Source organism: Pseudomonas sp. R2-60-08W (assembly GCF_003852335.1).
In the GTDB taxonomy this organism is placed as follows: Bacteria; Pseudomonadota; Gammaproteobacteria; order Pseudomonadales; family Pseudomonadaceae; genus Aquipseudomonas.
Genome location: NZ_CP027731.1, coordinates 3,904,287 through 3,916,585 on the forward strand (window position 1 = coordinate 3,904,287; position 12,299 = coordinate 3,916,585).

4 protein-coding genes are annotated in these 12,299 nt (G+C 59.4%); all 4 read left to right on the forward strand.

Annotated elements, in window-relative coordinates; genetic code table 11:
- Positions 1-6: 6 nt before the first annotated feature.
- Genes C4J90_RS17720 through C4J90_RS17730 form a run of 4 tightly spaced genes read left to right on the forward strand, consistent with a single transcriptional unit; the run spans position 7 to position 12,237 of the window.
- Positions 7-2,835 carry a Tc toxin subunit A gene (locus C4J90_RS17720; RefSeq protein WP_124420472.1) on the forward strand — a complete coding sequence of 943 codons (2,829 nt, stop codon included), beginning with the start codon at positions 7-9 and terminating at the stop codon, positions 2,833-2,835.
- Between the two features lie 2 nt (positions 2,836-2,837).
- Positions 2,838-7,367 carry a neuraminidase-like domain-containing protein gene (locus C4J90_RS17725; RefSeq protein WP_256658878.1) on the forward strand — a complete coding sequence of 1,510 codons (4,530 nt, stop codon included), beginning with the start codon at positions 2,838-2,840 and terminating at the stop codon, positions 7,365-7,367.
- Positions 7,262-7,657, forward strand: coding sequence for a hypothetical protein (locus C4J90_RS27190; RefSeq protein WP_256658992.1), 396 nt, complete (start codon positions 7,262-7,264; stop codon positions 7,655-7,657). Before C4J90_RS17725 ends, C4J90_RS27190 begins: the two co-directional genes overlap by 106 nt.
- Positions 7,654-12,237 carry a SpvB/TcaC N-terminal domain-containing protein gene (locus tag C4J90_RS17730; protein WP_124420473.1) on the forward strand — a complete coding sequence of 1,528 codons (4,584 nt, stop codon included), beginning with the start codon at positions 7,654-7,656 and terminating at the stop codon, positions 12,235-12,237. The genes C4J90_RS27190 and C4J90_RS17730 overlap by 4 nt, the downstream gene beginning before the upstream one ends.
- Positions 12,238-12,299: the final 62 nt, after the last annotated feature.

Sequence of the window (12,299 nt, forward strand, 5' to 3'; positions counted from 1 at the left end):
GAACGTATGAATATGCAAGCCGACAGCAGCTCCTTGCTCGCTCAACTGATTGATCACGCACACCCTCCCGCCCCGGGTCGGGACGATTTCAACACCGCGCTGCAGCGCCTCGACATTCATTCGGTATTCGACATCGTGCGCCTCAGCGAAAAGGCCTTCGCAGAGCAACTGGCCACCTGCAACGATGACGATGCCCACGCGGTATACCGCAAGGCCAAGAGCGCTGCAGCGCAACTGGAAAGGTTGTTTCGCGAACAGCAGGTCTCGTCGCAGCGCCCTACCCTGCGCGCTAAACGCGATGTCGCCGCCGATACCGATGCCACCTACCAGGCCTTGTTCAACGAAAATCGCGAACAATTCTGCGCCAACGCGTCCATTGCCGCAGTCGATTCGCCGGCTGCCTACCTGCGCGCGCTGTATCTGTTCGCCCTGCAACTGGAACAGAATGCCAAGGGGGCCGACGTGCTCAAGCTGTCGGCCCGGCGTGCAGACCTCAAGGACCTGTTGATCGACCAACACAGCGTTACGGGCCAGGTGCCCATGTTGTCGATCATCAATCAGACCTTGCTCAGCAATATCGCAGACGCCAACGACGCCTACTCGCTGCTGAGCAACAGCTGGTACCCGTTTTCGCTGCCGTATCATTTCCACCACCAGCAATGCCGGCTGGGCTTGTCGGGCGACAAGCCGATGTTGGGTGAGTTGAACTATCGCATCAGCCGCCAGTTGCCCCTGGCGGGAGCAACCAGCACTTACGGGCAAGTCGTTACCCGCAACAATGAGGTGCAATGCCTGTTATCCGGGCTGAGCCCTGAACAACAGGCCCTGCTGAAAAGAGACTGGGTAACGGCGCAGGGCGCGCCAACCTTCTATCGCACGTACTTCAACTGGACGGCTGAACAGGGGCCGGAAGACGTCACTGATTTCCTGCAGCATACGCAACTGGATGCCGAACAACTTCAAGCGCTGCTGGCACAACAGACACAAGCACCGCGCCAATCGCCAAACTGCAAACAGCCCACCGGCCTCACTTACGGTGCCTGTTACATCAACGGCGCGCTTGCATCTGCCCCCACACTCGCGATCAGCCTGAACAAAGACGCCCCCGCCAAGCTGGTCAACGTGAGCCTTGAACGCTTCGACAGGCTGCAACGGATGATTCGCCTGCAGCGCTGGCTCGGCCTGCCTTTCGCGCAACTGGACACGTTGCTGGTCAGCGCGATGCGCTGCGAAGGCGCCAGCAACCGCGCGCTGCTGATCACCCATAACACCCTTCGGGCGCTGGGGGTCTTTTGCTATCTGAGCAAGCGCTACAGCCTGCAAGCCGAAGAGTTTGCCGCCTGGCTCCATCAGTTGCCCGTTCACGGTTCGGGTGAGCGCGTGTCGTTGTTCGATCAGGTGTTCAACCGCGCGGGTTCGGCCCTGCCTGCGCTGTGTCTGGACGAGCAGGCATTCGACGCAACCACCCGGCAACAACTCTGCGCCGCGCTGGGCCTGCAAGACACCCAGGACTCGCTGCAACTGCTGATCGCCGATGAGCCCGAAACCCGCACGGTCGAGACCGTCAGCGCACTCTATCGGCAAGCGCGAATCGCTCGGCTGTTCGGCTTGTCGGTCATGGAATGCCAGCAACTGCTGCAGTTGCCCGGCGCGACGCCCTTTCTTGCGCAACTGCGTCACCCAACGCTGAGACGCAAGCCGAAGGGCGCGGCTGACTTTCTCGATATGCTCATGCACCTGGAATGGGCCAGCCGTTGGCTCAAGGAGAATGGCAACAGCCTGTCACTGTTGAGGCACCAGCTATTGCTCGATCAGCAGGTCCAGGACCCGGCCATCAACCTGCTGTTGAAAGAGTTCGCGGCCTACGATCAGGCTTCTCTCTCCAAACAGCTGAACCTGCTTGAACTTCCCCAACAACCCGCTGATGAAGCAGTTCGCTTGCCCGCCGTGGACTGGGAAGCCCTGGCCCAGCAAGTACTGCAACGGATGCGCTCAAACACGAGCATTGAGGTGGCGGTCGAGGAAGCGCTGTCCGCCATTGCCATCAGCTCGGACACTAATCGCACAACCTACTATATCGAGAGAGCCAAACCCAAGCTTCGCACCCTGATGGAGACGGTGCGTAATGAGTTCTGGGCGCTGTATCTACGCCTCAAAGAGATCATCCGCGCCGTACCCCAGCTGCCAGGCGGTGCCAATGGTCATCAAAAATATGACCATCACAGCCATTTCCTGCGCCTGCACGCGCCTGCAGCCCCACCCCTGCAAACCCTCGGCTATCTGATATTGCTTCTCCCCCACGCCGTCGATGTTCTGCAATTGCCGCTCAGCCGCCAGGCGCTTGATCAGTTTCTGATAAACCCGCACTGGCTGGACAGTGGCTATCAAGCGTCTTCGGTCCTTGAACTGACCCCGCACACCCTATGCCTCATTCAGCAGTTCAACCATTGCATTGAGCGTTTTGGCCTGACGGAAGGACAAATTCTCGATTACTTCGGACAGGCCAACGCGCGGCCCAATCGCGCGGCACAACACAACACTGAAGAAACCAGCGAGCATCTCGCCCGACTTTTTGGCTGGAGTGCCAGCGAAATAACCGTCTTCAGCAGCCAACTGAACCCTCCACGCATTACCTCCATGGATCGCCTGGACTGGCTGCTGCGCTGCCGCCAAGCCAGCACCGCAACCGGCCTGTCGGCCACCCTGCTGATTGCAGCCAGCCAACTTGAAACCAACTCGACGTTCGCTCAATGGAAGGCCGTCGGTGAGGCGCTCACGAGTGCCCATGCCTCTCTCGTCAACACGCCTTTTTCTACCGACCTGCTCAAGGACTGATCATGTCTCACTCGCTTGACCAACAGCTTAATGAAAGCCTGCGCGACGCCATGCTCGCGTACTACCTCACCCATAAAGTGCCTGATGCGCTTAAGGCAACCATCGGCAATGCCGATGACCTTTACGCGTATTGGCTACTCGACGTACAAGTCAGCCAAGCCGTGCCGACCAGCCCGGTAGCCTGTGCCATTTCCAGCCTGCAGCAATACATCAGCCGTATTGAACTGGGCCTGGAGCCGGGCTATGCCCATCTGGGCATGACCGCGCAACAAAGCAAGATCTGGCGCGAACAGTTGCACACCTACCCGCTGTGGAGTGCCAGTCAGCAATTGCATTACCATCCGGCCAACTATCTGGACCCGACGTTACGACGGGACAAGACCGACAGTTTTCAACAGTTACAAAACGACCTCAGCCAATACCGAATTCAAGCGGACACCATCACCACGGCGGTTCAGCAGTATCTGGCCAGGTTCGAGGAAACTGCCAACATACGCACGCTCAACGGCTATATAGACGCCGACTTGAACAACCTGCACAGCGGCACTTATTACTTCATCGGTAAATCGACCTCCGAGAACACCTATTACTGGCGCTCGCTGGACATGTCCAGGCGCTCCGGCGCGGTGCTCTTGCAGGATGCCTGGTCAGACTGGAAAAAAATCAACCTGTCAGTCTCCGACGCCACCGCCGAGCAAAGTATCCGGCCGGTGTACTTCAATAGCCGGCTATTTTTCATCTGGGCCGAGTGCATCAAACCCACGCCGTCCAATTCGTTTAAGCCGGCGCGACGGGATTCGGAGGAAAAGGACCATCTGGACGATTGGATCAACACCCACTATGTCAAATTCCGGCTCAATTTCTCGTATAAAAAACATGATGGCAGTTGGAGCGTGCCCCAGGCGTGCATTGAGCAATATTGTGCGACCGAAGACGTTAACGCATCGAGCGCGGAGCTGCTCAAAAGCATTACGCAAACGGTGGCAATCGTCGACAGCAAGAGCACGCCCGTACTTTTCTTAAGTGTGCTCGCTACCAGCCGTAAAGATCCTAGACAGCAGGATAATTTCATTGGCAGGTTTTTCCAGGCCGTTCATATCGACCAGTCCTTCACTATCACCACCGTCGCCGATGGCGGCAGCCCCGAACGCTATAGCGTGCTGCCCGGCTCAGAGGTGGCCGAAGAAATAAACCGGCTGCTGGAACCCTTCGATCCGTCCCAGAAGACCAAAGTACAGGCCATACTCAAGGGCGAGGCGCACAGCACTAACGGGTATTACAGCGAATTGCTGCCTGACAGGGCCAGGCAATTTCTCACGCTCTTCGCAAGCAAGAACCAAGGCAACTTGCAGTTCAAAATAGCGCCGCCAACCGAGCACACGATTGCTATCGCGTCGCAAATGATTTTTGAAAACAAAGAACATTGGAATTTCGAAACGAACCAGAAAAAAATAAAAAACACCGACGATACTAATGTCTCCTTCGATTCAAACACCCAAGAACTTGTGTTTTCTTCTACTCTCAGTGGCCGTTTCCAAGAGCCGTACAGCGTCACCTTGACTAAACAGCAGGGCGCAACTATCACGCTGATAACCAATGATGCACTGGATGACCCCAAAGCGACTCAACTTAAACTGAGCAAGGGCTCTATCATCACCGATTCCTCAACACCGCTGAAAACTGACTACTACGCACTATATTTAAAAAATTCGACCACCCATGAAGAATTTCCTAACGCTGTAAATAATATTAGCGGCGCACTGTTTACCCATACAACAGACCCGCAGAACTCAAACACCCTCTTATTGGAAGGTAATTTCATCGACAAAAACGCCTTCGTAAACTTATACACACATAAAGATTTCCATGTCATCCTCAACCGTTATGGCATTTATACCAGTCAAGAAGATAAAAAAAACAAGCTGCATTCACAAAACGCACTGATAATGAAAAGGGCAAGGGTTACCCCGCCCAAATTACGTGCCTATAAACACGTCATCATGAGTGCGAATTTCAAAGACTACCCATTCACCGAAACCATCAATGCCAACTCTCATCGCATCATCAACTTTCAGGACACAGCTCACGAAAGCCTGACCGGATCAAGCCCCGAATTGCCCGTCGGGCATCGGGTCACGGCGCGCATTCCGGTGACGCAGGAGCAGATGAAGTCCGGCTTCACCCTGATACATGGGGTGGTGACGCTTGAGCCTGGCGAAGACGGCACGAAAATCCTCGGCTATGCGTTGAATACGGCAACCCTCAAGCTGACAACACCAGTTTCTGACCCCGCGCTCAACCCGCAACTGGCGCCGACGATCAAAAGACGCGAATCGGGCACACTCGGCACCGCTGAATTCATCGACTTTTCCAACAATTCGGCAAGCCTGCCTGCCGACATGCCCGCTACCCTGCGCATGAATACCTGCATTGCCGCCAAGCTGGTCCAGGCGGCCAATGTCAGCCTTGACCATTTGTTCTCGTTAACGCCAGAAACCTGGAAAGAGCCGCCACTCACACCTGGCGGCACAGCAGAAGGCATCGACTTCACAGGTGCTAACGGCAAGTACTTCTGGGAGCTGTTCCTGTACGCGCCCTGGCTGATAGCCCATCGCCTGAATCAGGAGCAACGGTATGCCGAAGCGCAAGCCTGGCTCGGCTATCTGTTCGACCCCGGGCGTGCCGCCGAGGCGTCCAGCAAACGGCCTGCCTTTTGGGGTTTGCGCGAACTGGCCCGTGAAGAACGGCTGCCCGGGTACACCAGCCACGATCCCCACGAACTGGCGATACGCTCACCCGTGCATTTTCGCAAGGCGATCTACCTGTTTTACCTGGACATCCTGCTCAATCGCGGCGATGCCGACTATCGCCAGCTCACCCCGGACAGCCTGACCCAAGCCAAACTCTGGTACACCCGAGCCCAGCATTTCCTTGGCCCACGCCCCAGGGTCACCACCACTGAACCGTGGGCGCAAATCACCCTTGGCGCGCTGGCAACGCAGGGCTCTCAGGCCCTGGCCAAACTTGAGCAAACCAACCCGACCATCGACGTCAACCTGTCGGTCGAAGGCGATGCACTGCCTTGGCTCACGGACACCGATAATCTGCGCCTGCCTTTCAACGCCGAACTGGTGGCGCGCTGGGACAAGCTCGAAAGCCGTCTGCATAATCTGCGGCACAATCTGGACATCACCGGTAAACCCTTGCACCTGCCGCTCTACGGGGCGCCGCTGTCGCCTCTCAAACTGCTGGCCGCCCAAGGCCAAGGGGCTTTCGGCGAAAGTGGTGCCGCGCCGTTCGTCGACGCGCACGTCGGCCATTATCGCTTCCAGGTCATGTCGGGCCACGCGCTCACGGCCGCCGAAGCGGTGATTCAATTCGGCAGTACGGTGCTGACCCTGGTTGAACGCAAGGAACAGGCGGAATACCTGGAGTTACAGCAACAACAGGCGTGGGACTTGGCCAATATCGTCGTGACCCAGCAAACCCAGGCGTTGCAGATCGACGCAAGGAACCGCCAGGCACTCGACGCCAGCCGACGCATGATCGAGTCGCGGATGCACTACTACGCACACCAGCTCACCGAAGGCATCAGCCCCGGCGAATCCCAGGCAGGCTTGCTCTACCTGATCAGCACCGGGTTCGACACCGCCGCTTGCGCCGCCGCCGCAGCGGCCGGCGTCGCGATGGTGGCACCCAATATCTTCGGTACCAGTGTCGGCGGCTCGCGTTGGGAAGGCCCGTTCTATGCTGCCCAAGCCATCGCCCAAGGCGTTGCCACGGCGCTGCGCGGCACCGCCGCAGACTTGGATCGTTCCGAGCAATTCAACCGCCGGGCGCAAGAGTGGGCCCATGCCCAGGATCAGGCCCGACTCGAACTGGCCCAGGTCGATGCCCAATTACAGGCCTATGCCGAGCAGGAAAAAGCCACGCGCCTGCAATTGCGCCTGGCCCAGACCTCCCTGGCCCAAGCCTGGTCGAACTATCAATTGTTGGCCAAGCGCTTTTCCAAGGCACAACTGTATGACTGGCTCAACGCTCAGTTGAGCACGTTCTATTACCAAGTCTATGACCTTAGCCTTTCCCTGTGCCGCAGCGCCCAGGCGTGCTGGCAGTACGAGATAGCGGACTATGCGCGCACGTTTATCCAGCCTGGCGCCTGGAACAACAACTACCGGGGCTATCTGGCAGGTGAAGCCCTGAAGCTGTCGCTGTTGAACATGAACGCGGCCTATTTGAACCATAACGTGCGGGATCTGGAGATCGTCAAGACCATTTCCCTGCGCCACCGCCTGCACGAGTGCGAGCTCTCCCCCCACCAACCGACACCTCTCAGACGCCGCCTCCCACGACTGAAGAGAAGTGGACCGCTCATAAACAACAACTGGTCACTAAAGGCACGCTGTGCTTCAAATTACCCGCGGCACTGTTTGAAGAGGATTACCCCGGGCACGTCCTGCGACGGATCAAAGGCATCAGCGTATCGTTGCCCGCGACCCTGGGCCCTTATGAAGACATCAAGGCGATACTGACCCAGACCCGCAGCCAAATGGTACTGTCCAGCGGCGAGCTGCGCACGGACCAGCGTGCCCATCAGCAAATCGCACTGTCCACCGGGCTGGATGACAACGGCCTGTTCACCCTCACGTTCGACAGCAACGAGCGTTACTTGCCGTTCGAATACACGGGGGCCATCTCCGACTGGACCCTGGAATTTCCCAACCCGAGCCGGCAAAAAGCCGTCCTGGAATCCATCAACGATATTGTCATTCACCTGCGCTACACCGCCAGGGCAGTCGCTGCCAGTGGGGGACAGGCATGAGCGACGACACTTCCATGCTACAGGTCAATACCCCGGCCCTGCCCAAAGGCGGTGCGGCCATCCAGGGCACCGGCAAGGGCTGGGGCGATATCGGCTCCAGCGGTACGGCAAGCTTTGAAATTGCCTTGCCGATTTCGCCCGGGCGTGGCTACGCGCCGGCCATGTCGCTGACCTACCACAGCGGTGCCGGTAACGGCCCCTTCGGTCTGGGCTGGGGGGTGCCCCAGCCTGCCGTCAGCCGGCGCACCTCTCATGGCGTGCCTGGCTACACGATGCACGATGTGCTGGTGGGCCCCGACGCGCAAATCTGGCTACCGGAACGCGATGCCGAGGGCGCGATCATCAGCAACAGCCACGCGGCATTCAATGGTTTGCCACTGCCCATCGCGTATACGGTCACCCGCCACTTCCCCAGGGTCGAGGGCCGCTTCGACCGTATCGAACACTGGCAATCGGCAACCGACACGGCTGGCTTCTGGTTGATACAGGGTGCCGATGGCAGCCAGCACCTTTACGGAAAAACCGCGCTGGCCCGGATTGCCGATCCAGACCAGGCGCACCATGTGGCGCAGTGGTTGTTGCAGGAAAGCCTGAACGCCCACGGCGAGCACATTTATTATCACTACACGAAAGAAACCGACACCGCGCGCTACCCCAGGGACTGCCGCGCCCAGCATTACCTGCAAAGCGTCTGCTACGGCAACTTCACCGCCAGGGAGCAGGAGCAGCTTTACCTCTGGCAGACCGACGATAAACCGGACGTGGGCTGGCACTTTCAACTGCTCTTCGATTATGGCGAACGCGCCCTCGAACTGGATAAGCGCCCGACGTATCTGAAAATCCAGGACTGGCCGACACGGCCCGACCCTTGCTCGGATTTTGCCTTCGGCTTCGAGTTACGCACCCTGCGCCGCTGCAGCCAGATCCTGATGTTTCACCACTTCCCCAAAGAAACGCAAATGGGCGCCGACCCGGTGCTGGTCAAGCGCCTGCTGCTGGAATACCGCATCTCCTCGCAAGTCAGCCTGTTGAGCGCGGTGCATGAGCAAGCCTTCGACAGCGCGGGCAATAGCGTAAGCCGCCCGCCGCTGGAGTGCCTTTATGAGTCGAGCCAGCTCAAGGTTGACCCTGGCCGCTACCAGGCATTCGCTGCATTGCCCAGGCTGCATGGCGGCGCTCTTTATCAACTGGTGGATCTGTATGGCGAAGGCCTGCCCGGTGTGTTGTACCGCGCAGACAAATGTTGGTATTACCATGAACCGCTCAGGCCGCAACACCCGCGCACCAGCAACGAGGTGACCTACGGCGCGGCCGTGGAGTTGACGCGGCTGCCGGTGGCCGACAGCACCCGGCCCATCCACCAGGCGCTGGCCGATGTGACCGGCGACGGGCGTTTGGACTGGCTGGTGGCGGGGCCCGGGATGAACGGTTTTTTCAGCCTGGATGAACAGCGCAACTGGTCAGCCTATACGCCGTTCGATGCATTCCCGTCGGAGTTCTTCCACCCGCAGGGCACGCTCGCTGACTTGATGGGGGCAGGCCGTCATGATTTTGCGATGATCGGCCCGCGTAGCGTGCGCCTGTATGAACATCGCCGGGCATCCGGCTTCGCACCCGCCACCGAGGTGCCGCACGGGCCCGACGATGGCTTGCCGGTCATTTCCTCCTCGCCCAACGAACTGGTGGCGTTCAGCGATGTACTCGCCACCGGCCAACAGCATCTGGTGCGTATCCGGCATAACGAAGTGAAATGTTGGCCGAACCTGGGTCGCGGCCGTTTTGGCCAGGGGTTCGTATTGGCCACGTTGCCGTTGCGTTATCAAACGTTCAACGCGGCGCATGTACTGCTCGTCGACCTCAATGGCGGTGGCGCGGCAGACCTGCTGTATTTGAGCGCCGCTCACCTGAGTATTTTCCTCAACAAAGGCGGCAACGGCTTCGAGACACAAGCGATCAACGTCCCATGGCCAGAGGGCGTGCAGTATGACGACCACTGCCAGGTCAGCGTTATCGACGTGCTCGGCCTGGGCTGTCCGAGCCTGATCCTGACCGCTGCCCACCAGACCTCCATCCACTGGCGCTATGACTTTTTCAGCCACAAGCCCTGGCTCCTCAGGCGCACCGATAACAACATGGGCGCCCAGGCGTTGATCAACTATCGCAGCAGTGCTCAGGAGTGGCTGGACGAAAAACGCGAACTGCATGCCACGGGTCAGCCTGCGATCAGCCGGTTACCCTTTGCGCTGCTGCTGGTCAGCCAACAAAACCAATGGGACGAGATTACCGGCAACCAACTGACCCAGCGCGTGAGCTATCGCCAGGCGTATTACGACCGCCTGGATCGCGAGTTCCGTGGCTTCGGGCTGGTGCTGCAAACCGACACCGAACGCCGCAAGGACGCGCGCAACCCGCCAGGCTCCAGCGCACCCTTGCGCAGCAAAACCTGGTTTCATACCGGGCGCTCCCTTGACATGCCCACCCTCGACCAAAGCCCTCACGACCCGCATGCCAAAGCCCTCGGGCGCACGCTGGTAAGCCGCTACAGGGCGATGGCCCAGGCAGGGCCGCTGGATCATCACGACGACTTGATCAGCGATCCTGCGCCGGCGCTGGCACGCGAAGTGGCGCGTGCACTGAGTGGCAGTGTGTTGCGGGTCGAGGTGATGGCGGCGGACCCGGCGCACGACGCCGTGCCCTACTCGGTCAAACACCAGCGGTATCTGGTCCGCGAACTGGCGCCGGCGAGTGCCCATACGTCCTACGCGCGGTTGCTGCCATTAGCCCTGGAGTCGATCAGCTACCAATATGAAGGTGTGGCAGACGACCCCCTCTGCCAGCACCAGATCAACCTGCGCTGGGATACCTATGGTTGTCTGGTGCATAGCGTGGCCCTGCATTATGCCCGCCGTACCACCGCCAGCGACCCGCCACCCACTGTGCTGGTGAATGAGCACCAACAGCGCTGGTGGCGCGATACCCATGACAGCGCGCAACAGTTTTATTACCTGAGCGAAACGCTGGCACAGCCGATTCACCTGGACGGCGCACAGCAGTGGCGCCTGGCCTTGCCCTACCGCCAACGAGACAACGCCCTGGTGCTCGGCAAAGCGCCGGCGACTGGCGGGCTGGCCCCCGCGCGCATCACCTATGAACGGTTCATCGACACTCGCGACGGGCCATTGGCCGCAGGGGCCTTGCGCACACTGAGCGGCTTGTCGGTGCAGCGCTACCGGCAGGCCGGTGGCTTGGGTAAAACCCTGGACCCCGGCGTCGCCACAGCCCAGGCATTGACCGATTACCTGGAAACCGCCGAGCTGGATGACCAGGCCTTGAAGGTTTACAACGACATCCCGGCCATGCCCAACCAACCCACCGTGGACCTGGTGCAAACGCTCACCGAGAGTGGCTATCGCACCATGGCGATGTTTTTTCTGTTCGACGGCGAGGCGCCGCCCGCGCAAAACCGCCTGTGGTCGATTTGCCGCTACTTTCCCCGTTATGACAAGCCCAGCCGGTTTTGTCGGTTGAGGGCGCTGCGGGCCACCAAGGCCCACGGCGAAACGACCCTTCAATACGACGCCTACACGCTGCAAACCCTGCGGGTGAAAGCCCCCGACGATTGCGTGACCGTAGCCGAATACGACTATCGATTGCTGCTGCCGACAAAAATCGTCGACCCAAACGGCACGGTTCAAGAGGCGCTTTATGACGGTTTTGGGCAGTTACTGGCCAGCAGCTTTCACGGCCATGAACAAAACCTCAGGGTGGGCTTCGCCGCGCTGGACAGCTACCGCCCGCTCAAGCATGTAACGCCTGGGTCTGCCATCGAACAGGCGCAAAGCGTGTTGCAAGACATGGCCAGCGCGCACTGCTACGCCCCGTTCAGTTGGATGGGCAGCATCGACCCGGCCCAGGTCAAGCCGGAGTGGATTACCAAAGGCTACCTGCTTCCCGACGGGCATATCCGCATGAGCGCGCGATTGCGCCTGAGCGGCGATCGTCAAACGCTCAGCGACAGCGAAGTACAACTCAAGGCGTTGATCGATACGGCCAGCCGGACGCCGGTACATGGGCTTGTGCTGCAAGCCGACCGCTACCCCGGCGATGCCGAACGACAGGTGCGCATGACCTTGACCTGCTGGGATGGCTTCGGCCGTTCATTGCAGACCAAGCAGAAGACCGAACCAGGCCCGGCCCATGCGGTCGACGAGAAGGGCGACCTGTTGGTCGACAAGCTGGCGGATGCATCCGGCATCTTGAAGCAGCAGCTGCGCCAAGTGCATGCCGACCCCCGATGGCGCGTCAGCGAGCGTGTCGAATACAACAACAAGGGCTTGGTCATACGCCTCTACCGCGCCTACTTCGCCAACAGCCACGCCTACGTCAACGATCACTCCATGCGCGAGCTGGGCCACAGCGACCGGCAATTGTATGACCCCCTCGGTCGCCCGACACAGACACTCACCGCAGGAGGATTCATGCGGCGTACCACCTATTGGGCCTGGTACACCGTCAATGAGGACGAAAACGACACCTACGACGAGCTGCACCCCGCCCAGGCACTGACTGACAACCCCTAAGGGCTGTCGATATGTAAACAACTTTTGGTAACACGCAAACATGGGCCGCCGCGACGGCCCAT